23 protein-coding genes and 2 tRNA genes are annotated in these 25,389 nt (G+C 33.9%); 11 read left to right on the top strand and 14 right to left on the bottom strand.

Going from position 1 to position 25,389, the window contains the following annotated elements; all coding sequences use genetic code 11:
* Nucleotides 1-39 precede the first annotated feature (39 nt).
* The 6 genes from tsf to ACWA1F_RS00180 all read right to left on the bottom strand — a co-directional run bounded on the left by tsf (nucleotide 40) and on the right by ACWA1F_RS00180 (nucleotide 4,703).
* Nucleotides 40-1,002, bottom strand: coding sequence for a translation elongation factor Ts (gene tsf, locus ACWA1F_RS00205; protein ID WP_306155920.1), 963 nt, complete (start codon nucleotides 1,000-1,002; stop codon nucleotides 40-42).
* A 138-nt stretch (nucleotides 1,003-1,140) separates the two neighbouring features.
* Nucleotides 1,141-1,905 carry a 30S ribosomal protein S2 gene (gene rpsB / locus ACWA1F_RS00200; RefSeq protein ID WP_095927954.1) on the bottom strand — a complete coding sequence of 255 codons (765 nt, stop codon included), beginning with the start codon at nucleotides 1,903-1,905 and terminating at the stop codon, nucleotides 1,141-1,143.
* 176 nt (nucleotides 1,906-2,081) lie between these two features.
* Nucleotides 2,082-2,468 (bottom strand): 30S ribosomal protein S9, encoded by a 387-nt coding sequence (gene rpsI / locus ACWA1F_RS00195; RefSeq protein WP_008466792.1) that lies wholly within the window; start codon nucleotides 2,466-2,468, stop codon nucleotides 2,082-2,084.
* A complete protein-coding gene (rplM, locus tag ACWA1F_RS00190; protein WP_125722248.1) occupies nucleotides 2,468-2,923 on the bottom strand; it encodes a 50S ribosomal protein L13 in 456 nt (151 codons plus the stop codon). Before rplM ends, rpsI begins: the two co-directional genes overlap by 1 nt.
* 192 nt (nucleotides 2,924-3,115) lie before the next feature.
* On the bottom strand, nucleotides 3,116-3,928 hold the full coding sequence (locus ACWA1F_RS00185) for a ferritin-like domain-containing protein (protein WP_306155921.1): 813 nt from the start codon (nucleotides 3,926-3,928) through the stop codon (nucleotides 3,116-3,118).
* A 25-nt stretch (nucleotides 3,929-3,953) separates the two neighbouring features.
* Nucleotides 3,954-4,703, bottom strand: a complete 750-nt coding sequence (locus ACWA1F_RS00180) for a ferritin-like domain-containing protein (protein WP_306155922.1) — start codon at nucleotides 4,701-4,703, stop codon at nucleotides 3,954-3,956.
* Nucleotides 4,704-4,904: 201 nt separating this feature from the next.
* Between ACWA1F_RS00180 and ACWA1F_RS00175 the strand changes: the two genes are divergently transcribed.
* Nucleotides 4,905-5,933 (top strand): LacI family DNA-binding transcriptional regulator, encoded by a 1,029-nt coding sequence (locus tag ACWA1F_RS00175; RefSeq protein ID WP_306155923.1) that lies wholly within the window; start codon nucleotides 4,905-4,907, stop codon nucleotides 5,931-5,933.
* 30 nt (nucleotides 5,934-5,963) lie between these two features.
* Here ACWA1F_RS00175 and ACWA1F_RS00170 read toward each other — a convergent pair whose 3' ends face one another.
* The 3 genes from ACWA1F_RS00170 to polA all read right to left on the bottom strand — a co-directional run bounded on the left by ACWA1F_RS00170 (nucleotide 5,964) and on the right by polA (nucleotide 10,475).
* Nucleotides 5,964-6,971 carry a hypothetical protein gene (locus ACWA1F_RS00170; RefSeq protein WP_456890673.1) on the bottom strand — a complete coding sequence of 336 codons (1,008 nt, stop codon included), beginning with the start codon at nucleotides 6,969-6,971 and terminating at the stop codon, nucleotides 5,964-5,966.
* 227 nt (nucleotides 6,972-7,198) lie between these two features.
* A complete protein-coding gene (locus ACWA1F_RS00165) occupies nucleotides 7,199-7,576 on the bottom strand; it encodes a hypothetical protein (protein ID WP_456890671.1) in 378 nt (125 codons plus the stop codon).
* A 61-nt stretch (nucleotides 7,577-7,637) separates the two neighbouring features.
* On the bottom strand, nucleotides 7,638-10,475 hold the full coding sequence (gene polA, locus ACWA1F_RS00160) for a DNA polymerase I (protein WP_456890669.1): 2,838 nt from the start codon (nucleotides 10,473-10,475) through the stop codon (nucleotides 7,638-7,640).
* Between the two features lie 530 nt (nucleotides 10,476-11,005).
* On the opposite strand from polA, the gene ACWA1F_RS00155 reads away from it, so the two are divergent.
* From ACWA1F_RS00155 to ACWA1F_RS00130, 6 genes are all read left to right on the top strand, one after another.
* Complete coding sequence (locus ACWA1F_RS00155) at nucleotides 11,006-11,218, top strand: hypothetical protein (RefSeq protein ID WP_456890668.1); 213 nt, start codon at nucleotides 11,006-11,008, stop codon at nucleotides 11,216-11,218.
* A 186-nt stretch (nucleotides 11,219-11,404) separates the two neighbouring features.
* Nucleotides 11,405-12,079, top strand: a complete 675-nt coding sequence (locus ACWA1F_RS00150; protein ID WP_456890666.1) for a response regulator transcription factor — start codon at nucleotides 11,405-11,407, stop codon at nucleotides 12,077-12,079.
* 10 nt (nucleotides 12,080-12,089) lie between these two features.
* Nucleotides 12,090-13,418: a sensor histidine kinase gene (locus ACWA1F_RS00145; protein ID WP_456890665.1), complete on the top strand. Its 1,329-nt coding sequence runs from the start codon at nucleotides 12,090-12,092 to the stop codon at nucleotides 13,416-13,418.
* A gap of 106 nt (nucleotides 13,419-13,524) precedes the next feature.
* Nucleotides 13,525-13,710, top strand: coding sequence for a hypothetical protein (locus tag ACWA1F_RS00140; RefSeq protein WP_306155930.1), 186 nt, complete (start codon nucleotides 13,525-13,527; stop codon nucleotides 13,708-13,710).
* Nucleotides 13,711-13,868: 158 nt separating this feature from the next.
* Nucleotides 13,869-15,104 carry a metallophosphoesterase gene (locus ACWA1F_RS00135; RefSeq protein WP_456890663.1) on the top strand — a complete coding sequence of 412 codons (1,236 nt, stop codon included), beginning with the start codon at nucleotides 13,869-13,871 and terminating at the stop codon, nucleotides 15,102-15,104.
* Between the two features lie 73 nt (nucleotides 15,105-15,177).
* Nucleotides 15,178-15,480 (top strand): thioredoxin family protein, encoded by a 303-nt coding sequence (locus ACWA1F_RS00130; protein ID WP_059117840.1) that lies wholly within the window; start codon nucleotides 15,178-15,180, stop codon nucleotides 15,478-15,480.
* Between the two features lie 24 nt (nucleotides 15,481-15,504).
* Here the strand turns inward: ACWA1F_RS00130 and ACWA1F_RS00125 are convergent, their stop codons facing one another.
* Nucleotides 15,505-16,146, bottom strand: a complete 642-nt coding sequence (locus ACWA1F_RS00125; RefSeq protein WP_306155932.1) for a polysaccharide deacetylase family protein — start codon at nucleotides 16,144-16,146, stop codon at nucleotides 15,505-15,507.
* 100 nt (nucleotides 16,147-16,246) lie between these two features.
* On the bottom strand, nucleotides 16,247-19,528 hold the full coding sequence (locus tag ACWA1F_RS00120; protein WP_456890661.1) for a glycosyltransferase family 117 protein: 3,282 nt from the start codon (nucleotides 19,526-19,528) through the stop codon (nucleotides 16,247-16,249).
* Nucleotides 19,529-19,774: 246 nt separating this feature from the next.
* Here ACWA1F_RS00120 and ACWA1F_RS00115 point away from each other — a divergent pair.
* Both ACWA1F_RS00115 and ACWA1F_RS00110 read left to right on the top strand, forming a co-directional pair.
* Nucleotides 19,775-19,845: transfer RNA gene (locus tag ACWA1F_RS00115), tRNA-Gln, on the top strand.
* A gap of 108 nt (nucleotides 19,846-19,953) precedes the next feature.
* Nucleotides 19,954-20,024, top strand: a tRNA-Gln gene (locus ACWA1F_RS00110).
* Nucleotides 20,025-20,160: 136 nt separating this feature from the next.
* Here ACWA1F_RS00110 and ACWA1F_RS00105 read toward each other — a convergent pair.
* The 3 genes from ACWA1F_RS00105 to ACWA1F_RS00095 form a co-directional block, all read right to left on the bottom strand.
* A complete protein-coding gene (locus tag ACWA1F_RS00105; RefSeq protein WP_456890660.1) occupies nucleotides 20,161-20,958 on the bottom strand; it encodes a helix-turn-helix domain-containing protein in 798 nt (265 codons plus the stop codon).
* A gap of 62 nt (nucleotides 20,959-21,020) precedes the next feature.
* Nucleotides 21,021-22,442 (bottom strand): aldehyde dehydrogenase family protein, encoded by a 1,422-nt coding sequence (locus ACWA1F_RS00100; protein ID WP_456890658.1) that lies wholly within the window; start codon nucleotides 22,440-22,442, stop codon nucleotides 21,021-21,023.
* Between the two features lie 165 nt (nucleotides 22,443-22,607).
* A complete protein-coding gene (locus tag ACWA1F_RS00095) occupies nucleotides 22,608-23,432 on the bottom strand; it encodes a universal stress protein (RefSeq protein WP_456890657.1) in 825 nt (274 codons plus the stop codon).
* Nucleotides 23,433-23,606: 174 nt separating this feature from the next.
* On the opposite strand from ACWA1F_RS00095, the gene rimP reads away from it, so the two are divergent.
* Both rimP and nusA read left to right on the top strand, forming a co-directional pair.
* Nucleotides 23,607-24,071 carry a ribosome assembly cofactor RimP gene (rimP, locus tag ACWA1F_RS00090; protein WP_260672502.1) on the top strand — a complete coding sequence of 155 codons (465 nt, stop codon included), beginning with the start codon at nucleotides 23,607-23,609 and terminating at the stop codon, nucleotides 24,069-24,071.
* A gap of 19 nt (nucleotides 24,072-24,090) precedes the next feature.
* On the top strand, nucleotides 24,091-25,344 hold the full coding sequence (gene nusA / locus ACWA1F_RS00085) for a transcription termination factor NusA (RefSeq protein WP_125722262.1): 1,254 nt from the start codon (nucleotides 24,091-24,093) through the stop codon (nucleotides 25,342-25,344).
* The last annotated feature ends 45 nt before the right edge of the window (nucleotides 25,345-25,389 follow it).

Genomic DNA, 25,389 nt, shown 5'->3' with positions numbered 1-25,389 from the left:
CTAAATATTCGGGCTTTTTAATATTGAAAAAATAATATATTAACCTAAAGTAACTCTTTTGAAACCAGTGATTTCAACGTTGAATCCTTTAACGTAATCACCTACTTTTTTACTATCATCTTTGATGAAGTTTTGGTCAAGTAACGCTTTTTCTTGATCTAACGTAGTGTTGTCAGAGATGAAACGTTGTACTTTTCCTGGAAGAATTTTGTCCCAGATTTGCTCTGGTTTACCTTCAGCTTTTAATTCAGCTTTAGCATCTTCTTCAGCTTGTTTGATAACTTCTGGAGTTAATTGAGAGAAAGAGATGTATTTAGGAACATTTTTCAACGTTTTTCCTAAACGTGCAGCTTCTTCATTATCTTTTTCGATTACAGCAATACGAGCAGCAAGTTCAGATTCAACGAAAGCAGGATCAAAATCTTTGTAAGATAATGTGTCAGCTCCCATAGAAGCAACTTGCATAGAGATATCTTTTGTTAAAGTCTCAGCGTTGTCAACTTTAGCAGAAATAGCTGTTAAAGCAGCAATTTTGTTAACGTGAACGTAAGATCCAACGAAAGCACCTTCTAAAATTTCGAAACCACCGATTTCGATTTTTTCACCAATAACTCCTGTTTGCTCGATTAATTTTTCAGCAACAGTAATTCCGTTGAAATCAGAAGCTAAGAAATCTTCTTTAGAAGAGAAGTTGATAGCTCTTTCAACTAAATCTTTAGCTAAAGTAACGAAAGCCTCATTTTTACCTACGAAGTCAGTTTCGCAGTTCAAAGTAAGAATAGCTCCTTTAGTGTTATCAGCATTGATAAAAGAAACAGCAGCTCCTTCAGAAGACTCACGGTCAGAACGGTTAGCAGCAACTTTTTGTCCTTTTTCTCTAAGGATTTGGATCGCTTTATCGAAATCTCCTTCCGCTTCAACTAAAGCTTTTTTACAGTCCATCATTCCGGCACCTGTAGATTGTCTTAATTTATTTACGTCTGCAGCAGTAATTGTTGCCATAATATTTTGAATTTTAATGTTAAAAGTAAAAATTCCATCTTCTAAATCCCAAACTCCAATTTTATTAAATTATCAACATAACGTTTTTAATTTTGTATTTGGAATTTGGAATTTAAAATTTGGAATTTAAAATTTGATTTATTCTTCAGTTGCAGGAGCAGCTTCAGCCTCAACAGCAGGAGCTTCTTCAGCAGCTTCAACTTCTTTTTCTGCACCTCTGTCAGATAGACCTTCGATTACAGCAGTAGTTACTAAAGATAAAATTTTGTCAATTGATTTAGAAGCATCATCATTTGCAGGAATCACGTAATCAACCTCTCTTGGGTCAGAATTCGTATCAACCATTGCGAAAACTGGAATGTTTAATTTTTGAGCTTCTTTTATTGCGATGTGTTCAGCTTTGATATCTACTACGAACAATGCTGCAGGTAGTCTAGACATATCAGCAATTGAACCTAAGTTTTTCTCCAATTTAGCACGTAGACGATCAACTTGTAAACGCTCTTTTTTAGAAAGTGTGTTGAAAGTACCATCTTTCTTCATTTTATCAATAGAAGACATTTTTTTAACTGCCTTTCTGATAGTTACGAAGTTAGTTAGCATTCCACCTGGCCATCTTTCAGTGATGTAAGGCATGTTTGCAGCTTTTGCTTTGTCAGCAACGATGTCTTTAGCTTGTTTTTTGGTAGCTACGAATAAAATTTTTCTACCTGATGCAGCGATTTTTTTCAAAGCTTCGTTAGCTTCTTCAATTTTAGCTGCAGTTTTATATAGATTGATAATGTGAATACCATTACGCTCCATATAAATGTAAGGAGCCATGTTTGGATCCCATTTTCTAGTCATGTGTCCGAAGTGAACACCTGCTTCTAGTAATTCTTTTACTTCTATTTTGTTTGCCATTTTTGTACTAGTTTACGTTCTGTTGATTAGCAATGTATAAATGGCGATTTCTCTGGCTTTATACATTTAGATGCTAAACTATATCCTACCTCGATAGGAGAGCAACAATAACTGTGTTTTTTAATTTCAATAAATAATTGATAATGTCTTGTCCCATCCGAACAAGACAGGTAATATTAACGTTTAGAGAACTGGAATCTCTTACGAGCTTTCTTCTGACCGAATTTCTTACGTTCAACCATTCTTGGGTCTCTTGTTAATAAACCTTCTGGTTTAAGGATAGCTCTGTTTTCAGCGTTAACTTCACACATTACGCGTGCTAATGCCATTCTTACAGCTTCTGCTTGACCAGTTGTACCACCTCCGTAAACGTTTACTTTTACGTCAAAGTTACTAGCGTTTTCTGTCATAGAAAGCGGTTGTAAAACTTTGTATTGTAAAGTTGCAGTTGGAAAGTAAGTTGCGAATTCTTTTTTGTTTACAGTGATGTTTCCAGTTCCTTCAGAAACGTATACACGTGCAACAGCGGTTTTTCTTCTACCGATTTTGTGAATAACTCCCATTACTTAAGATCATTTAGGTTAACAGTTCTAGGTTTTTGAGCTCCGTGAGTGTGCTCAGCTCCTACAACAACATTTAGATTTCTGAAAAGTTCTGCTCCTAATTTGTTTTTAGGTAACATACCTTTTACCGCTTTTTCTACTAATAATGCAGGGTTTTTAGCTTGCAATACTTTAGCAGTTAAAGTTCTTTGTCCTCCTGGGTAACCTGTATGACGCATGTAGATTTTGTCATTCAATTTTGTACCTGTAAGGTTAATTTTTTCTGAGTTGATAACAATTACGTTATCTCCACAGTCAACGTGCGGTGTGTAACTTGGCTTGTACTTACCTCTTAAGATCATAGCAACCTTAGATGCAAGACGTCCTAAGTTATGACCTTCAGCGTCAACAACAATCCACTCTTTAGTTACAGTGCCTTTGTTTGCCGAAACTGTTTTGTAGCTTAATGCGTCCATAATATTATTTTAATTAAACATTCCATCCCCAATAAAGGGGATGCAAAAGTACAATTAATTATTTTAAAACCAAATACCTTAAAGAATATTTTATTCGCTGAAAATCAGGCATTCAGTTTTTGAAATAAATGGACATAAAAAAAACCGTCTCTTCTGAAGTGAAAAGACGGTTCAATATTACTAAAAATTGGCTTATACAATAAATATATTGGCAATATCTACTACTTGTTGTGTTGTAAGTGGTTCATCATAAGCTTCTGAGCCTGCCGCAGCGCCAAATGCAGTTGCAGTATTAAAACCTGCCTGCATGGTTACGCCTTCGCCATCATATACAGCTTGTGTTGCTGCTGGCATTCCTGCGCCTCTATCAGAATTGGAAATCCAGCCTTTTAAACCTCGAAGTCTTCGCACTTCAGATGCATGACGAGCTTCTACCGAATGTATCTGTAATGCGGCTTGCAATAAATCGGGTGTGGTAATTAAATTCGCTGCCTGTCCTTTATACGCTCTTACGCCTGTATCTTCAAAAGCTTGAGCGAGAGCTAAAAATGTAGGATAATCTCCAAAAGGATTAAATGCGCCTCCAACGGTAAAGTCAAAAGTAGGTTTGGCAACAAAGTTTGGACTCGCTGTTCCGCCTAATCCTGCAATTAGAAATTTCACGTGATCAGATTCATGAGCCGCAATCTGTTGGAAAACTTTTAAATCGCGTCCGCCATTTTCAGAGGCTGGAATTACGCCAGAATCTAGAGCCATAGCATAAAATTCGTTTTCTAGATATTCTAATGTTAAAGCAAATTGAAGCGCTCCAATAGGCGTAGCAGGAGTTGCTGTTATGTCTTTAGCGAAAGCTTTATTAGTCAAAGCTGATAGTCCGAAAGGGATTGAAGCCAGTGCTAAATTTTTTCCGATGTTTCCAAACTGAGAAAAACTGTCTCTTCTTGAGCCAGTGCTATTTAATAAATTATCATCAGTAAAGGATTCTATAAATTTTAAAATGTTCATAATTTCTAAGTTTTAGCTGGTTAGATTAAGGTAAGTATTTAGCTGTAAATTTTGTAGTGATAAAACCGGCAGCAATAGGCAGGATTTTAGACGGATCTTTAGCATCATCTAAACCTGTTGACATGTTTACGATATCATCTCCAGCAAAATCTTTAGAATTCGGATTAATTAAACTTCTGATAGCCGCCGCATGTCGCGCTTCTACAGAAACTATTTTTCCTGCTAATAATAAGTAATCAGCTGTTTTGATTAATTTTCCAGCACCATTATAAGCAGCAACTCCTGTATCTTCTAATGCTTTTGCAGTAGCAAGAACTTCGGTGCGGCTATTAAAATTTAGAGAACCATAATTAAAGGCTAGGGAAGGAAGCAATTGTGAGCTTGGATCTGGAAGTGCTCCAGTCAAAGCAGCTTTAAAGAAATCTCTGTGAACCACTTCGTGATGGTATAAATCGGTTAAGACTTCTCGTTCTAAAGAACTAAAAACAGTATTGAAATTGCTTGCATTTACAACTTTGGTGTAAAAATCAGCTTCCAATTGTTCAAGAGCGTATGCATAAGTAAGAACTCCAAAATCGCCAGAGCCTAAATCAAAAACACCATTTCGAACTCCAGGAAGTGAGGTGTCGCCCATGTTATTATCATCGTTGTCATTGTCGCTGCATCCAGCTAAAACCAAACCTGTGGTTACTAATGTTAACCCACTGAGCTTAAGAAAGCTCCTTCTACTATTCAATGAAGGATCAACTTCATGAATTTTAACTTCGTTTTTCATAATTAAAGGTTTTTTAATAAGGTTAATAACATTGGTCTTAAGTTTATTAACGAAATTTTTAGACATACGGTTTTAAACTTTAACGTTTATTATTTTTCTTTTAAAAAAATTTCAGTGATTTGAAGATGAAGTACTTGTTTTTTGTTTTATTTTCGGTAATTCTACTATATTTGTATCAATTACATGAAAAACTATTTTTAAATGAAAGCTAAAGCAACTCTAAAACAAATTGCGAAAGAACTTGGTGTTTCTGTATCGACAGTTTCTAAGGCGTTAAATGACAGCCCAGAAATCAGTGAGCAAACAAAGGTGAAGATTAAGGAGTATGCCAAACTCAAAAATTACAAGCCTAATGTTATTGGTCTAAATTTAAAAAACCGTAAAACCAAAACGATCGGGGTGATTATTCCTAATATTTTAAATTCTTTCTTTGCGAAAGTTTTTAGCGGTATTGAGAAAGTTGCCGACAAAAAGGGGTATAATGTAATTACGTGTATTTCTAATGAATCTTTAGAAAAAGAAGTTCATACACTAGAAATGCTAAGTAACGGAACAATCGACGGATTTATCCTTTCGGTTTCTGAAGAAGCTCAAAAATTACAGGATTACAATCATTTTTCTGAAATTATAAATGACGGAACTCCAATTGTAATGTTTGACCGAATTGCCGATGAAGTGGAATGTGATAAAGTGGTGGTAGATGATTTTGATTCTGCATTAAATTCAACACAACATTTAATTGATTTAGGATGCAAAAATATTGCCTTAATTTCTTCTGTAGATAATTTAAGCATCGGAAAATTGAGAGCAGATGGATATTTGAAAGCCTTAAAAGACAATAATATTCCCGTTAACGAAAAGATAATTCTTCGTACCGATTCTGAAGAAGATATGAAAAGCAGAATCGAAGGTATATTGGATCAAAAAGTAGACGGAATTTTCGCTTTAGACGAAAACGATTCTGTTGCGGCTCTAAGAGTAAGTTTGAAAAAAGGCTACAGAGTTCCTGAAGATATTTCAATAATTGGTTTTGCTGATGGAATTTTAGCTTCAAGACGTTTATCGCCAAGTTTGACTACAGTAAGTCAGCATGGTGTTGAAATTGGAGAAGTAGCAGCAAAAAGATTAATCGAAAGATTGGAAGAGCCTGAAGGGACAATTTCTGAGTACGAAACAATCGTCATTAAAACGAAATTGAAAGAAAGAGAATCTACGAGAAAGAAAAAATAAACAGAAAACATCCGCCGCAGCGGATGTTTTTTATTTTAACTCATAAGGAAATTTAGGATTCTTGTATTTTTTTAATTTCTCAAACGGAACTAGAAAAGATTCTTCACAGGATCTTGCTGCTCTATAAAAGATAGGAGTAAATTCAATTCCTTTTTCTGTATAATTCCAAGATGGAAAATCCCAGTATTCTTCATTGGTGTAATCACAATAATCATCTTCATTTTTTGGCTTTTCAAAATGTTCCTGAGAATTAATTACAGCAAGTAATTTAGGTGCAAAGAAATCAGTTCTGTATTTTGAAAAAGCATCAAAATTATTCTCTTTGTCGCCAGTTACACTTTTGTCAAAAGCCAGAATATCATCAATTTCATATTTTTTTCCGTTGTTTAAATCGATTAAATAACCGCTGCTTCCAAAATCGGGATGCGCGCCTCCGCAGAACCAAGAATCAGAAGTTTGAAAACCTAACAAATTGGTATTTAAATAATTTATTGTTGTGTTGCTTTCTATGCCTTGTCCATTGCTATATTCAAAACTAGAAGAACAGCCAAGCTGACTTAAGGTGTTTTCGATATGAATTTGTTCTAAAATCGGATTAATCAAGGTTTTGCTTTTCTCAGAAAAATTAGTTCCCAATCTAAAGAAATCTGAGGCGCAATGCTTTTCAGAATACCAAACAAATTCTTTGTTGTTGTAAATTGTGGTTTTCTGCTTTTTAAATTCAAGGAATTTATATTTTACCAGATTCAATTTTTCGTCATCAAACCTAATTTTGAGATTTGATTTGTAATTGTCAAAATTTACAGGCTCAAGATGAACAGCTAATTTTTTGTCTTTAGCATCATACCAAAAACCATCAAAACTGTTTCCTGATTTTTTTAGGTAAAATTTTTCAACAACAGCTTCATTCGGTTTAAAATAAAAAGTAAAATTATTGCCGTCACTTACTTTTCCTTCCAGTTTAATATCTTTTAATGAGCTTTGATAAAAGTAAACAATGTTTGGTGTGGCGTCATCTTCATAAATTTCAAACCTCATGAAAATTTTACTTTTCCCGAGCGTTCCTTCCAGATAATAGGCTCTGCTTTGACAAAATGCAATTGTTGAATAAAGTAGAAATAGGTGCAAAAGAAATTTCTTCATTTTACTTTTTAAAATTTAAAAATACAGTAGTAAAAGTAAGAAAAGTGAAATTCTTATAGCTTGAAATGATTTTGTTTTTTATTGAATAAAAAAAGCCATTCGAATTGAATGGCTTTATATGTTTAGATAGAAAGTAAATATGCAAACGCAATTATAAAAAATAATACAAGTCTAAATTTTTTTTGTTGTTCGGCTTTTAACAGATATCCGTCTTTTTTAAGCTCCCACGTAAAGATAATTTCAAAAAGAGTTTCTCTCAAATTAAAGATGAAATCTGTTATATGATAACTTTCTTTTGCTTTTTTTAAAGCTTCAAAACTTTCACGTTTCTTTTCTACATGTTTAGCTTGATCTATTAATTTAAAATTAATTTTTCTAAGATGAAGTTCATCTATTGCCAATTTATAAGCTCTCTCATTCCATCTTTTTGGAGCACCAGTTATTGCTAGTAACTCTTTTGTTGTTCGGGTTTTAATAGGAGGCTTAAAATCGTCGGTCATTTACTTTTTTTATTTGAAAAAAATCTAAAATCTAAAATCAACAATCTGAAATCTAAAATTGTTAGTGCGCTTCTAACCAGTCTTTACCTAATCCAAGTTCAACTTCTAGAGGAACCGACATTTTAAATGCATTTTCCATTTCGTGTTTAATCATTGGCTGGATTTTTTCGAGTTCGTCATTGTGAACATCGAACACAAGCTCATCATGCACCTGAAGCAGCATTCTCGACTTCCAGTTTTCTTCACGAAGTTTTTTATGAATGTTGATCATCGCTATTTTAATCACATCGGCAGCACTTCCCTGAATTGGTGCGTTTACAGCATTTCGTTCAGCGGCACTTCTTACAACGGCATTAGCAGAATTAATATCTTTTAAATAACGGCGACGGCCTAAAATAGTTTGTACATAACCATTTTCGCGTGCAAATTCAACTTGTTCATTAATATAAGAACGTAATCTTGGATATGTTTTATAATAAGCATCGATCAAAGCGGCGCTTTCACTTCTAGAAAGTGAAGTCTGATTGCTCAATCCAAAAGCTGAAACACCATAAATAATTCCGAAGTTTACCGTTTTAGCATTGCTTCTTTGTTCGCGAGAAACCTCTTCTAAGGCAACATCAAAAACTTTTGCGGCCGTGGCTCTGTGAATGTCTTCTCCGTTTTGGAAAGCGGCAATCATATTTTCTTCTCCGCTTAAAGCAGCAATAATTCGCAATTCAATCTGAGAGTAATCGGCAGAGATTAAAGTGTGGTTTTCATCGCGAGCGACAAAGGCTTTACGAATCTGACGCCCTCTCTGAGTACGAATTGGAATATTCTGCAAGTTCGGATTATTAGAACTTAAACGTCCAGTCGCTGCAACGGCCTGCATATAATCGGTATGAACGCGTAAGGTCTTTTTATCAACCTGTTCTGGTAAAGCCAGAATATAAGTGCTTTGCAATTTTACCATTTGACGCCAATCCAAAATATCTTTTACAATTGGATTGTCATTAGCCAGATAAGTCAAAACTTCCTCGCCAGTTGCATATTGTCCTGTTTTGGTTTTCTTTTGTTTTGCTCCGCCAATTTTAAGTTTGTCAAATAAAATATCTCCTAATTGTTTTGGAGAAGCCAGATTGAAGGTTTCGCCAGCCGTTTCGTAGATTTTTTGTTCCAAAGATTTGATTTCGACATCCATTTCTTTCGACATTTCTTTCAAGAAATCAACATCTAAACGAATACCTTCAGTTTCCATATCAGCCAAAACGCTCACTAAAGGAATTTCGATATCATCAAACAACTTTTTAGTTTCGGTTTTATCTAATTCTGTTGTAAAGATTTCTTTTAGCTGTAAAGTAATATCGGCATCTTCCGCAGCATATTCTTTAATATCTTCTAAAGGAACATCACGCATATTTAGCTGATTTTTCCCTTTTTTACCAATTAAAGTTTCAATAGATTTTGGAGAATATTTTAAATAGGTTTCTGCCAAAATATCCATATTATGACGCATATCAGGATTGATCAGATAATGCGCGATCATCGTGTCAAAAAGCTTTCCTTTTACAGTCACTCCGTAATTAGAAAGGATTTTTAAATCGTATTTTAAATTTTGTCCAATTTTCTCAATGTTTTCATTCTCAAAAAACGGAACAAATTTATCAATCAAAGCTTTTGCTTCTTCCTGATTTTCCGGAAACGGAACATAAAATGCTTTTCCTTTTTCGTAAGCAAAAGACATTCCAACCAATTCTGCATGCAGCGCATCAATTCCTGTTGTTTCAGTATCAAAACAAACTGACGGTTGTTTTTGTAAATTTTGCAAAAGCAATTTAATTCCTAAATCACCTTGAACAGTTTGGTATGAATGTTCTGTGTTTTCTAAAGTATTGTAGAAAGAAGTTCGATGGGTGTCTGCATCTTCACCTTCCGTAGCGCTTCCAAAAAGATCAAATTGGTCTTCATTTTTAGCTGATGCTTTTTTAGCTGGTTTAGCATTTGCATCTGGCGCTTCAGTCTGCGCACCCCCCGTTTTAAACAAATTATCAAATTGCTCCGCCATTCTTCTAAACTCTAATTCTTGAAAGATAGCATCTGTTTTTTCGATATCTGGGCGAGAAAGTTCGTAATCTTCTTCATTAAAGGTAACATCACAATCGGTGATAATTGCTGCTAATTTTTTAGAAAGAATACCTTTTTCTTTATTGGCTTCAATGTTTTCTTTCATTTTGCCTTTTAGCAAATGCGTATTTTCTAAAAGATTTTCCATTGTTCCAAATTCCTTTAGGAACTTTTTAGCCGTAACTTCTCCAACTCCAGGCAATCCAGGGATATTATCTACAGCGTCACCCATCATTCCAAGAAAATCAATTACCTGTTCAGGCCTTTCAATTTCAAATTTTGCCAAAACCTCAGGAACGCCCCAAATTTCGATTCCGTTACCCATACGGGCAGGTTTGTACATAAAGATATTTTCAGAAACCAACTGTGCAAAATCTTTATCTGGGGTTACCATATAGACTTTGTAGTTTTGTTTTTCTGCTTGTTTGGCAATAGTTCCAATTAAATCATCGGCCTCGCAGCCAGCAAGTTCAATAATCGGAATATGCATCGCTCGTAATAATTCTTGAATGTACGGAACCGCAATTTTAATCGCTTCTGGAGTTTCGTCGCGATTGGCTTTATATTCGGTGAACATTTCGGTTCTCGCGTGGCTTCCTTCTTTATCGAAAGCAACGGCCAAATGATCTGGTTTTTCTCTTTTAATAACATCCAAAAGTGAGTTCATAAAACCCATAATTGCAGATGTATCCATTCCTTTTGAGTTGATTCTCGGGTTTTTAATAAAGGCATAATAACCGCGAAAAATTAATGCGTAAGCATCTAGAAGAAAAAGGCGTTTTTGAGTTGACATATTAAAAATATTAGTCTGTAAAAATAATCAATTGGGTTCTCAAAAGTTAAACTAATAAGATTTTTTTTCCACCATATATGTAGAGACTAATTGTAGTGCTCCTAAATTTTAAACCATATAAGCCATATAAGTTTATTTTTTTAGAGATGCACAGTCGTACGTCTAATTTTTAAATCATAGAAGTCATGTCATTCTGTAGAGACACACCGCAGTGCGTCTAAATTGTGAAAACGAATATTTTATTGGACCATATAAGTCATGTAAGTTCATTTTTAATTTTTATTACGATGAAATGTTCTCTCAAAGGCGCCAAGAGAATTAATAAACTTTGCGACTTGGCGCCTTTGCGAGATTAAATTATTCCTGCTAATCCAAAATGAACTTACATGACTTATATGGTTCAGAAACACAAAGCGTTAATGCCAAGTTAAAATATCTTAAACGTAGTATTTCTTCATTTTTTCTTCATCTTGTAAGGGTAATTTTGATCTGTAAAATAAAAGGTTATTAATTCTTAAATCTTAGAAATCATGAGAAATTTATTAATGTTACTAGTGGCAGTTTTAGGAACAAGTGCAATGGTTCACGCATTTCCAGCAAAAGATGGAAAAGAAGCTCCGGCAAAAGAAGTAAAAGCGACCAAAAATCCTAAACACAAAACTGATAAAAAAACAAAATCAGTAAAAAGTGAAGCGCCAAAAGCAGCAACTGCGAAACCAGAGACTGCAAAAGTGAAAAAATAAGAGTTGCTCTCGTTTTGTTTTCGGAGCATTGTAAGGAAACAAAACAGGAATAATGATTATGAGAATGCGATTGAAGAAAGCTGATGGAGAAATTTATCAGCTTTTTTTATTCGTTAATTTTTTAATAATGTGCGATTAGACTTTTGATAATTGATTAATTTTAGTTGCGCTTAAAAGCCTTTGTTTATGAATGTTTTAATTGTTGAAGATAATAAAGAACTTGCTGTAGAAGTTTTCGATTTTTTATGCAATGCAGGTTATATTTGTAAAATTGCAAATAACTGTGCCGATGCTCTGGAAGAATTCGGAAGCAATGATTATGATGTTATGCTGCTGGATCTTGGTTTGCCTGATGGCGACGGTTTTGAAGTTTTGCAGACCATTCGAAAAACAAAATCAAAAATTGCGGTAATTGTGCTTACTGCCCGCGGAGAATTAGGTGATAGAATTAATGGGCTTCATCTAGGGGCCGATGATTACTTAACGAAACCTTTTGCTTTGACAGAATTGGCGGCGAGAATATTTGCGGTAATTCGCAGGATTCATGGTTTTACCTTAAACAATTTAAGTATTCACGGTTTTTTACTGCAACTTCAGGACTATAAAGTTAGTTTTAATGAAATTCCTTTAAACCTCACCAAAAAAGAATTTGATATTTTTCAATATTTAGTTTTAAATAAAAACCGCGTTATCACAAGGTTACAGTTAACAGAACATATTTGGGGAGATGTCTTGGAGGTAAATTCAGATTCTAATTTTATCGATGTGCATGTTCGTAATCTCCGAAAAAAATTGGACAAACATACGCCTATAGATTGGTTTGAAACGGTTCGAAATGTAGGATATCGTATAAACGAATAAATCGATTCTTGTGAAAATAAAACATCAATTAGTCATTTTTAATGCTTTGACCAGATTGCTGGTCATTTTGATTTTATGGCTGATGCTTCCTATTTTGGTAGAAAATGTCGTGTATCGCCATATTAATACCACGCTGCTCGAAAAAAAGAAAAAATTTATCGAACATCTGAATCGAGAGGAAATAAATGATTTTATAGAAAATCCGGACAATTCAACAGGAACTTTTTCTGAGTTTTCAACACTTCATAGTGAGTTTTTGGTGCTTTCTAGAGTTCCGATAAAACCGCGTCAGAAAAAAACAACTTTTAGTAATGAATACCGAAAAATTGAAGGCGAAGAAAACGAATACCGAATTCTAGAGCATCATTTTACTTATGAAGGCGAAGATTATCAGCTTGAAATTGGGAGCAGTTTGAGCGAAGTCAACGATTTAACATTCGTAATCAAACTGTTTATTATTATTGTTTTTGTGGTGATTCTCTTGATTACCTTTTTGGCCGATACTTTTTATATCGAATATCTTTTAAAACCATTTTATAAAATTATCGATACCAAAATCAGGCGTGTCAACGAACCAGATGCATTTGATCACACTCCGATAAAAGCGGTTTCAAGAGATTTTAGAGAGTTAGATTTTGTTTTAAACCAAATGATGGATCGAATTGCTGAAGTTTTTAAAAAAGAAAAACAGTTTATATCTAATGTTTCGCATGAGCTGCTAACGCCAATTGCGCTTCTTAAAAATAAGCTTGAAAACTTATTGCAGAATGAATCTCTGGATGATAATGCAATGGATAAAATTGCAGGTTCTTTAAAGACGCTCGATATGCTGAAAAAAATCATTAATAATTTATTGCTGATTTCAAGAATTGATAACAATCAATACGAAGCGAATGAAGAAATCAACCTTCGTGAAATTGTTTCGGATTTGTATGAAGATCTCCAAGATCGTATTGAGGATAGAGAAATTCAGTTTGAAAATAAAATGCAAAACAGTTTTATTTTTATTGGAAACAAAACCTTAATTCATATTCTGATTTATAATCTGGTGACCAACGCTATAAAATATAACAAGCCGAAGGGAAAGATTATGGTCGAAGATGGTTTTGAAGATAATCATTATTTTATTTCAGTAAAAGACACTGGAATTGGAATGGATGAAACACAATTGGATAAAGTATTCAGCCGTTTTGCCCGAATCAGTTCAGATCAGGAAGGGCAAGGCTTAGGTCTTGCCATTGCAAAAAGTATTGCTTCTTTTCACCATATAGAAATTACGGTAAAATCGGTATTGAATGAAGGAACTTCTTTTAAATTATGGTTTGAAAAACATAATTAAAAGTTAAACTTTCTTGTAAGACTTTTTCTTCATTTTGCCTTAATCTCATGAATGTAATTTTGACTTATAAATAATGAAATAATAGTAATCATAAAATTTAAAAGTCATGAAAAAAGCAGCAATTTTAGCAGTAGCAGTTTTAGGAACATTTGCAATGGTAAACGCGCAAACAACTCCAGCACCAGCAAAAACTAAAGAAGTAAAAACGGAAAAACACGATAAAAAACACAAAAAAGCAAAAGGAGGTAAAAAAGCAGAAGCCGCAAAACCAGAAGCTGCAACAGCAAAATAAATGAGATGTAAATCTCGAATATAAAATAGTTTTAAAGATAGGTAGGTTAAAGCTGAAAGAGCAATCTTTCGGCTTTTTTATTTTTAGAGCGTTAAATTTTTTATAATAAAAAGCAATAGAATTTTCATTCTTTGTTACTTTGTTTAAAACTATATTAAATGATCCTTCGTTTTGTAATTCTATGCGCTCTTTTATTATTTATTGAGTTCTATTCTTATCAGGCTTTTCGAACATTAATCAAAGCACGCTGGGTTTTGGTTGGTTATCAAATTATAAGTTTACTGGCTTTAATCTTCATTATATATTCATTTTCTCAGGTAGATCGCTCTGTTGGTCAAACCAGACAGTTTATGTTTACTACAGGTTTGATGCTGGTAATATACGTTCCAAAAATTGTACTTACCTTAATAATGTTTGGTGAGGATATTTTTAGAATAGGAGCGAGTATCGTAAATTATTTTGTTTACAATGCGCCACGTAAAGAAATGATGCCAGATCGAAGAAAGTTTGTTAGCCAGATCGCTTTAGGGTTGGCTGCGATTCCGTTTCTTTCCATTATTTACGGAATTTTTGAAGGGAAATATAATTTCAAAGTCATCAAACAAACCGTATTTTTTCCAGATCTTCCAGATGCTTTCGATGGTTTTAAAATCACGCAGATTTCTGATGTTCATAGCGGAAGTTTCGATAATCCAGAAAAGATTAATTATGCAATCGATCTGATTAATGAACAGGAATCTGATTTGATTTTGTTTACTGGAGATATTGTAAATACACATGCTAAAGAAATGCATCCTTGGCTGGAAACTTTTAATCGTATCAAGAATTACAAATATGGTAAGTTTTCGGTTTTAGGAAATCATGATTATGGCGAATATGTAACTTGGCCTTCTGAAAAGGATAAAAATGAAAACTTTCAGGAAATAAAAAGATTATACGATCAGATTGGCTTTAAGCTTTTGCTGAATGAACATACTTATATTCAAAAAGGCAATGATAAAATCGCTTTAATTGGGGTAGAAAATTGGGGAGTGAATTTTAAAAAAGCAGGTGACCTAAACAAAGCTTCTGAAAATGTGCACCAAGACGATTTTAAAATTTTAATGAGCCATGATCCGAGTCATTGGGAGGCCGAAATTAAAGACCATCCAAAGAATTTTCATCTGACATTTGCAGGCCATACGCATGGTATGCAGTTCGGAATCGAAATTCCAGGATATTTTAAATGGAGTTTGGCGCAGTACATTTACAAACAATGGGCGGGATTGTACGAAAACGTCGGAAGATACGTTTATGTAAACCGTGGGTTTGGTTTTCACGCTTATCCAGGACGAGTTGGAATTATGCCGGAAATAACAGTTATTGAACTAAAAAAAGGCCGTAATGTCGCTTAATTCGTTAAAAATGCTACATTTGTATAATATATATTTCTTTTAAGAGATTTAAAAAACTTAAATTTTTGGTTTTATGTCAAAATTTGGAGAATTAATAAATGCTCAAGTTCCAGTGTTAATTGACTTTTACACAGATTGGAATGAATCTTCGGTGTCTATGCATCCTGTTATTAAGGACGTAGCTGCTGCGCTTGGTGATAAAGCCAAAGTAATCAAAATTGATGTAGATAAAAATCAGGAACTAGCTGAAGCACTTCGTATTAAAGGACTTCCAACTTTAATGATTTATAAAGAAGGACAAATGATCTGGAGGCAATCTGGAGAGCTTGATGCCAATACTATAATCGGGATTGTTCAGGAACAATTCAGCGTCTAAATAACTTCTTTTTATTGATGTTATTTAGTGAATAATGTCAAACTTATATCCGTTTTCTTTTAAAAAATGCAGTGTTCGAGGCAAGGCAAATCTTAAATTTGGAGAAGCCTTTATACTGTCATGAAAAACAATTACACTTCCTGATTTTACATTTTTTGTCACGTTTTCAAGACATTTTTCAGGAGTAATGCTTTGATCAAAATCAGCACTTAAAACATCCCACATTACAATTTTATAGCCTAAACTTCTAAGAATCTTAGACTGCGCTTTTTTAATTTTCCCGTAAGGAGGGCGGAATAGCAAACAGCGAGGCGCTTTTTCTTGTTCGTCTAAAATTGCCGCGCAGTTTTTTACATTTTCAACATATTCATTTGTGTGGCTTTTCCATCCATTTACATGGTTCATGGTATGGTTTCCAATAGAATGTCCGTCGGTGATTAACTTTTCAAATAAAGCCAAGTTTGCTTTGATATTTTTTCCAATACAGAAAAAAGTAGCTTTGGCATCAAATTTTTTTAATTCAGATAAAACCCAGTCTGTGATTTCTGGAGTTGGGCCATCGTCAAAAGTGAGGTATATTTTCTTTTCGTTGTTAGGAATGTCCCAGCAATATTTAGAAAACACCTTTTTGATAAATGCATTAGTTTTTACCCAATAAAAGCTCATTTTGAATTAAAATTATATTGTACGTATAAAATTAAAAAATGCAGCGCTATTTATCAAACAGTGCTGCATTTTTTTAATCAGTAAGATTTTCGTATATTATTTATTCTTTTTCACGTCCAAAACGCTCAAAAATATTTACATAAGTATTGAATGTAGTTTTGTGCTTATTGTAAAAAGCAGTGTCTTTATTTTCATCCATTACATGCAGCAAACTTCTATAGCGCTCGATATCTGTAATAATATCCATTGCCAAATCGGTCTGATCTGAAGGCGTTAAAGTTTTATAATAATCCAAATTCTCTCTATATTTCTGAACCAGTTTATTTAAAAGATCTTGGGCTTTAGCTTTTTCGCCAACTTTATAATAACCGTCACCAAAACCTTCAACTAACGAATAATATCCAAATTTATCCAAAGGCATTTTAGTCATTGCTAAATTTATTACGTTTTTAGCTTTGTCAATTTTACCTTCAGCAATAAGCTGATTCATTAATCTTGAAAGATTCGTACGGTACGTAATACTGTTTCTTCTCGTTTCTGGATCGTGGTAGATTTTTTCGCTTTCGCTGTTACCCCAATCCCATTTCATTACGATATCATACATTTTATCGGCATCAATTTGTCCCATATCTAATGGTCCACCGTCTTTAGAAGGAGCATTTTTTACAGGAACCAGTTTGTAAACCATTCCATCCAGCTGCAGATAATCTTTTAACCATAAATAATCTTCATCATCAAAAGCACCGCCACTAAAATAAATTGGTCGTTTCCAATTGTTATTTGCCAAGATATCAAGCATCATTAAGCGGTTTTTGTATAATGCACTTCCTTTAATATCAATATCTAAATAAGGAACGATTGAATCATAATATTTAGGATTAACTACCTTATTTTTGATGATAAGATCTTTGTCTACATTTACTCTAATCTTGTTTGTTGGATAGAAATGGATAGTTTGTCCGTTTTGTAATCCAACAGTCGATTTAGGGTTTTTGATGAAATCGATAAAATCTTTAATATTCCAACGAGTATCAATTTTTTGAATGTAAGCCGTATAATCCAAGTTATCACCCACATATTGACTGTGATTGAAAGAAATAGGCAACGGATTAGATTCATAAGACTTCGCTTTCATTTGATCGATGTACCAGTCTGTCATAAACAAACTCGTATTTACAATCTTCACATCGGTTCTAAAATGCTCAATTTCCTGCGCGTACCAAAGAGGGAAGGTGTCATTATCTCCAATGGTGAATAAAATAGCATCTTTATCACAAGAACTTAAATACGCTTTTGCCATTGCAACTGCTGTATATCTTCCAGATCTGTCGTGATCATCCCAGTTTTGAGCTGCCATTAAAACAGGCGCTGCTAATAAACTTCCCGCAATAAGTACTGGTCCAGCAATTTTCGGAGCGAGGTATTTTTGGAGACTTTCGTAAAGAGAATAAACACCAAATCCGATCCAGATGGCAAAGACGTAGAAGGAACCTACAAGAGCGTAATCTCTTTCACGAGGTTCAAAAGGTCTTTCGTTCAAATATATTTTTAATGCAATTCCTGTGAATAAAAACAAAGCTAAAAGAACATAAAAACTTTTTAAGTCTTTATTAGCATGGTACATTATACCGATTAACCCTAGAATAAACGGAATGAAATAATAAGCATTACGCCCTTTGTTGTTTAAAACATCAGAAGGTAAGTTGTCTTGAGAGCCTAAATGAACAGAATCTAAAGGCTTGATGCCGCTAATCCAGTTTCCGTCCAAATTGTCATATTTACCTTGAACATCATTCTGGCGTCCAACAAAGTTCCACATTAAATATCTCCAATACATATATCCGAATTGATATTCAAACATAAAACTAAAGTTATCTCCTGTAGAAGGTTTTTCGATAAGAAGATATTCACCATAGCTTCTTAAGAATTTTACATAACCTTCATTGTCAATCTGTTTTTGAGCATAAGCTCTTCTGAATTCAGAAACTGTTTTTTCAACTTCATTGCGCAATTGAGCTGTAGCTTTGTTATATTCATCTTCAGTCAATTGGCTAGCGTCGATTCCGTATTTTGCCAAATCTTCATCATAATTATGATTTGGATCTATTCTAAATTTCGGAGGATTTGTAAAGTTGATATAGTTTTGAATGTGAGCTGTTTCCGTGCTCCACATTCTTGGCAGAATGGCTTTCTGGTTGTCATCAGAATTTTGTTCTGCATTTTTATAATTATTGGTAATAATGTATTTACCAGTTTTATAATCTCTTTCGTAGTTAGGCTTTTTGTCTAAATAAGGAGTTTTAGCATCAAGACCAGCAAAAAGTTCGGTGTATTGAGGTCCGTAAAACAAAGGATTCACGCCATATTGTTCACGATTATAATAAGCCAAAACCTCAGTAGCATCTGATGGTTTGTTTTCGTTAATAACTGTATTCGCGTTTGCACGAACAGGAAGCATTAACCAAGTTGAGAAACCAATCAGGATAAATAAAATACACAATATAATAGTGTTGTAGAATATTAAACCTTTTTGCTTTGTGTATTTTAATCCGAAATAGAAAAACGCAATAAATAATAAAGCTACAAAGATAGTTCCTGAATTAAATGGAAGTCCCATGCTGTTTACCATGAAAATTTCGGTTTTTCCGAAAAATGCCATAGTAAGAGGAAGAAGCAACTTGAAAATGAATAATAAAATTCCAATCACAACTATATTAGCAATGATGAAATTTTTGATTGTAACTTTTTCGTAGTGTTTGAAATAATATAAAAATCCGATCGATGGAATGGTCAAAAGAGCCATAAAGTGAACTCCAAACGAAAGACCAATAACCAAAGAAATGATTAACAACCATTTGTTTCCTTTTGGTTTGTCCATGTCTTGCTCCCAACGCAAACCAAGCCAGAAAAGCAAAGCAATTAACAAAGAAGCCATTGCATAAACTTCGGCTTCTACTGCGTTGAACCAAAAACTATCAGAAAAAGTATAAGCCAAAGCCCCTACAAATGAGCTTCCTAAAATAACAATCGAATTGTTTTGATCAATTTCTGTAAAACGACCTACAATCTTTTTCAAAATCATAGACGACGACCAGAACATAAATAATATGGTAAATGCACTAGAAAAAACAGACATCATGTTAACCATAAGAGCTACATGCTGAGCATCTATTGCAAACATGGCAAAAAATGCACCCATCATCTGGAAAAGAGGAGCTCCCGGTGGGTGTCCTACTTCAAGTTTGGCTGCGGTAGCAATATATTCTCCGCAATCCCAAAAGCTCATTGTAGGTTCAACAGTTAATGTATAAGTTATTAAAGCGATTGCAAATGCAAACCAACCAATAATTGTATTCCATTTATTGAAATTGAATTGTGCCATATTTAGGTATTAAAAATTTGAATGTTTTTCTATCCTACAAAGAAAATGTTTTTTTACTTAAAGAAACGACCATTAACATAAAATTCTACAAAACTATCTTTTAAAACTAATATGTTGTCTATGAGGAGTTTTTAATGCTGAAGCTGATTTTAACGTGAAAAAAATCAAAAAAAAATATTTTTTTTGCTCAAAAAGTTTGCACAAACTAAATAAAGACTTAAATTTGCACTCGCTTAACAGCACTGCTGGTCTATGGTGTAATGGTAACACTACGGTTTTTGGTGCCGTCTTTCTAGGTTCGAGTCCTAGTAGACCAACACAAAGCCTCTCAGAAATGAGAGGCTTTTTTTATTTGAAAAAAGTTTACTTTAAAATTTGCATAAATTAAATAAAGTTTTAATTTTGCACCCGCTTAACAGCACTGCTGGTCTATGGTGTAATGGTAACACTACGGTTTTTGGTGCCGTCTTTCTAGGTTCGAGTCCTAGTAGACCAACACAAAGCCTCTCAGAAATGAGAGGCTTTTTTTATGCAACAAAGTTTTTTAAAATTCGAATATTTAAATTCCAAATTCCAAGGCTTTGCAGATTGGAATTTGGAATTTCTTTTTTGAAATTTTTTATAGTTGAGATTTATAAGGAAGAAGGAACGATTCCGAATTTCTTTTTAAAGGCAAAGGAGAAATGAGAAAGATCTTCAAAACCCACACCTATATATACTTCTGACGGTGTGTTTCCTTGACTGATTAAATAATAAGCTTCTTGAAGCCTTTTGTTTAATAGCCATTTTCCGGGTGTTTGCTGAAATACTTTTTGAAAATCCCTTTTAAATGTTGCTAAACTTCTTCCTGTGAGATAGGCGAATCTGTGCATTTGAACATTAAAATGGAAGTTTTTGTTCATAAAGGCTTCTAAATCAATTTTGCCAGGTTCGTTAAAATCAAATAAAATGTCTTTTAATTCTGGGTTTACTTTTAGTAAAAGATGAACAGCTTCTTTAATTTTTAAATTAAATAAAGCTTCGTTGTTTTCTTCTTCAACTTCAAGATAAGATAGCAGCGACTCCATAAAAGATTTGTAGAGCGGGTTAGGAGCTAGGGCAAACATAGCATCTGAATCCAATTTTTTGTCGGACTTTAAATTGTATTCTTTACTGACTTCTCTTAAAATTTCTTGATCTAGAAAAAGAGAAATAGTTTTGAACTCGCCACCTTCGGGAGGGATTTTAGTGAATTTTGCTAAATGATTTCGTCTGCTGAAACGAAACTCCCCCGGTTTTATGTGAAAAGTGTTTTTGCTGTCTGAGGCAATCATTTCTCCAGAAATCTGATAGCTAAAAACGTGCTCAGGTATAAAGTGCTCGCCTTCGCGACTGCGTGAATAATAACACGAGTATAGAATTTTAGGCTTTGTGCTTGGTTTGGTGCTCATATTGTAAAAATACTAAAAGATCTGGAAATCTTTACGCTTAAAGATTTCCAGATAGAGGAAGATTATTTTTGTTGAATTAGCGCTCTTGGTTCTAAATAGGCCTCAAGTCCTAAAGTTCCAAATTCACGTCCGATTCCAGATTGTTTAAATCCGCCAAAAGGAGCCATTGGGTCGTGGCTAATTCCGTTTACCTGAACGCGGCCAGCATTAAGTTGTGAGGCAACACGGTGAGCTCTTTCTGAATTTGAAGAACTTACATAAGCTTGTAGTCCATACGTGGTATCATTGGCAATTTCGATTGCTTCTTCTTCGGTTTTATAGGTGATGACAGATAAAACTGGTCCAAATATTTCTTCTCTCGCAATACGCATTTGATTATTGGCATGGATAAAGACAGTTGGCTTAACAAAATTTCCGTTTTCTAATCCTTCGGGTTTTCCTAACCCGCCAGTTAATATTTCTGCCCCTTCGTCAATTCCGGCCTGAATATAATCCTGAACACGATTGTATTGTTTTGTGCTCACCATTGGGCCTACATTAGTGTTTGGGTTTTTAGGATTGTCTACAATAAGTTTTGAAACGGTTTCTTTAATAAAAAGTTTTGCTTCATTTAACTTGTTTTCTGGAATTAACAATCTGCTTCCCGCGATGCAGGCTTGTCCGTTGTTCATAAAAGCCGCGCTTATAGCAAGCGGAATAGCTTTTGAAAAATCGGCATCGTCTAGAATGATGTTTGGAGATTTTCCGCCAAGTTCAAGCGTAACTCGTTTCATGGTATTAACGGCTTCTTTTGCAATGATTTTTCCAACATTGGTAGATCCTGTAAAAGATATTTTAGTAATATCTGGATTTCTGCTTATTTCTGCTCCCACGATTTCTCCCAGTCCGTTTACGATATTGACAACTCCTTTTGGAAGATTTGCTTCGTGAAGACATTCGAGGATTAATTCTGTCTGTTGAGCACTCATTTCGCTAGGCTTGATTACGGTTGTACATCCTGCTGCAATTGCTGTAGATAATTTGCTGCAGATATAGCCATTGCTGGAATTCCATGGAATAATGATTCCGACAACACCAATTGGTGTCATTTGAACTTCAGAATCTCCCATTGTTTTAGTGAAATCATAAGAATGAAGCAGGCTGATGGCGGAGTCAAAACTTTTTAGCATATAGTCGTAGCTTACACTGGTAAATTGAAAAGTACCTCCATATTCTTCTATCATTACATTAATAAAATCGTATTTTCTTTTTTCGACAGCAGATTTAATGTTTTTGAGATATTGGATTCTTTCTGAAACTGTTGTTTTTGAAAAAGTTTTAAAAGCGTTTTTAGCGGCTTCTATCGCTTTTTGAGTGTCTTCTGCATTGCCTAAAAGAACTTTTCCTAATTTTTCGTTTGTTATTGGGCTAATAAGGTCAAAGTATTCTGTTCCTTGTGGAGTAATAAATTCTCCATTAACGTAAATTTTGTATATTGTTTTCATTTTGTTGTTTTTTAATGAATTTCTATTTGACAAATTTCCGTATTAAATGGACTGGCAACTTTGTTGTAAAGCTCAACTAAGCTTTGCTGAAAAGCTCATTTTTTTTGTTTGGATAAAAAAAAGCTTCTCGTTTGAGAAGCTTTGAAGTTTTTTGAAATAATATATTTAAATCTTTAAAGTTATAACAGGTTTAACGGCGTGATTCACTAGACCTTCGCTGATGCTTCCGTTAAAGAAATGTGCAAAACCTGTTCTTCCATGTGTGCACATTCCAATTATGTCAGCATTTATTTTGTTCGAGAAATTAATAATTCCTTTTTCAATATTGGTATCATTGTAAATTTGAGTAGTGTAATTCGCAATATCGAATTCGGCTATAAAATCGCTCATTATTTTTTCGCTTACATGAGTTGGTTTAAAGCTGTTTGGTGTGCAAATAGTGACTAAATGTAATTTTGAATCAAATGATTTGGTGAAATTTAAAAGTTTTTCAAATGGTTTTTTGGCTTCTTCCGAAAAATCAGATGCGAATACAATATCGAAGGCGTTAAAATTTGGAATATTTTTTTTGATGACTAAGACAGGGATTTCCGAGTTTCTAACTACTTTTTCAGTATTAGAACCTATTAATAACTCTTCAACGCCAGAAGAACCGTGCGATCCCATAACAATTAAATCGACATCATAATCTTTGCTTATTTGAGTGATTCCATGAATAGGCTTGTCCATTTTTACAATTTCAGTAACCGGAATTCCTTCAAGATATTCTCTAGAGGCAACTTCATCAAGCGTTTCATTTGCTTTTTTCATAAAAAGCATCGCTTCAGGGATGCTGGCTCCGCCCATTATGGCATCATTGGACTGGTGAGGCAATTCGAGCATGTGCAGAAGAATGAGTTCAGAATTGTTCTTTTTTGCAATTTGTGCGGCAACTTTTAAAGCATCTTCTGCGTGTTCTGAGAAGTCTGTAGGTACTAAAATTCGTTTCATGATTTGAGGGTTAAAAATGATGAATAATTCTGTGTTTTAATGCTATTATAAAGATAAGAAATTATTTTAGAGCAATCAATTTATTTGATTTATAAAAAAAACACTATATTTGCACTGTTATTTATTAAAATCTAAATAATGAGGGGACTAAGTGTCCCCTCTTTTTATAAAATTATGACATTCAAAGAAAAAGTAAACGGATTAATTACAGAAGCTCTTCTGGAAAAACCATCAATCTTTTTGGTTGATCTGGCTGTTTCGGATTCTTTTAAAATTAGTGTTGGTTTAGACGGAGATAATGGAGTGGCGCTGCAAGACTGTATAGACATTAGTCGTGCAATCGAGAATAATCTGGATCGTGAAGAACAAGATTTTTCGCTTGAAGTAGCATCGGTTGGAGTAGGGACACCTCTGAAAATGGTTAGACAATACAAAAAAAATGTTGGTAGAACGTTGATTGTTACCACAAATACAGAAAAAATTGAAGCAGAATTGGTAGAAGCTAATGATGTTTTTATAATTTTGTCTTGGAAAGCAAGAGAACCGAAAAAAGTAGGAAAAGGAAAAGAAACAGTTCAAAAAGAGCAACAAATACCTTATACAGAAATTAAAGAGGCAGTTGTTACGGTAACATTTTAATTTTAATTAAAAAATTCGCATGGAAAATTTAGCATTAATCGATTCATTCTCAGAGTTTAAAGATAATAAACTTATTGATCGTGTAACGCTTATGGCAATTTTAGAGGACGTATTTAGAAATGCATTAAAGAAAAAATACGGATCAGATGAAAATTTCGATATCATTATAAACCCTGATAAAGGAGATATGGAAATTTGGAGAAGAAGAGTAATTGTTGCCGATGAAGATCTTGATTTTGAAAATGAGGAAATTACATTGACTGAAGCAAGAAAAATTGAAGCGGATTTTGAAATTGGAGAAGAAGTTTCTGAAGAAGTAAAATTGATTGATTTAGGAAGAAGAGCTATCTTAGCGCTTCGTCAGAATCTAATATCTAAAATTCACGAACACGATAATACAAATCTTTACAAACAATTTAAAGATATTATCGGTGATATATATACAGCTGAAGTACACCACGTGCGTCCAAGAGTAGTAATCTTGGTTGATGATGAAGGAAATGAGATTGTACTTCCAAAAGAAAAACAAATCCCGTCAGATTTCTTCCGTAAAGGAGATAATGTTCGCGGTATCATTGAAAGCGTTGAATTAAAAGGAAATAAACCTCAGATTATTATGTCTAGAACTTCAGAAAAGTTCTTAGAAAAATTATTTGAGCAAGAAATTCCAGAGGTTTTCGACGGATTAATTACAGTGAAAAATGTAGTTCGTATTCCTGGAGAAAAAGCAAAAGTGGCTGTTGATTCTTATGATGATAGAATTGATCCAGTTGGAGCTTGCGTTGGAATGAAAGGTTCTCGTATTCACGGAATTGTTCGTGAGCTTGGAAATGAAAATATTGATGTAATCAATTATACGAACAATATTCAATTATTTATTACAAGAGCGTTAAGCCCTGCAAAAGTTTCTTCTATCAAAATTGATGAAGAGAGCAAAAGAGCTGAAGTTTTCTTGAAATTAGAAGAGGTTTCTAAAGCAATTGGTAGAGGTGGTCATAACATTAAATTAGCAGGTCAGCTAACAGGTTATGAATTAGATGTTATCCGAGAAGGAGACGTTGCCGGAACTGTTGCAGATGAAGACGATGTTGAATTGACAGAGTTCTCTGATGAAATCGAAGAGTGGGTAATTGAAGAGTTTGCAAAAATAGGTTTGGATACTGCAAAAAGTATCTTGAAACATGACGTAGAAGATTTAGTAAGAAGAACAGACTTAGAAGAGGAAACGATTCTAGATGTTATGAAGATACTAAAAGAAGAGTTTGATAGTTAAGCGATAGCTTGAGTCTGCTCTAACAACACAACGAAAAAGGTAATA

It is taken from the genome of Flavobacterium erigeronis (genome assembly GCF_054075165.1).
The sequence above is the reverse complement of the archived record's forward strand: the minus strand, read 5'-3'. Positions and strand labels throughout refer to the sequence as shown.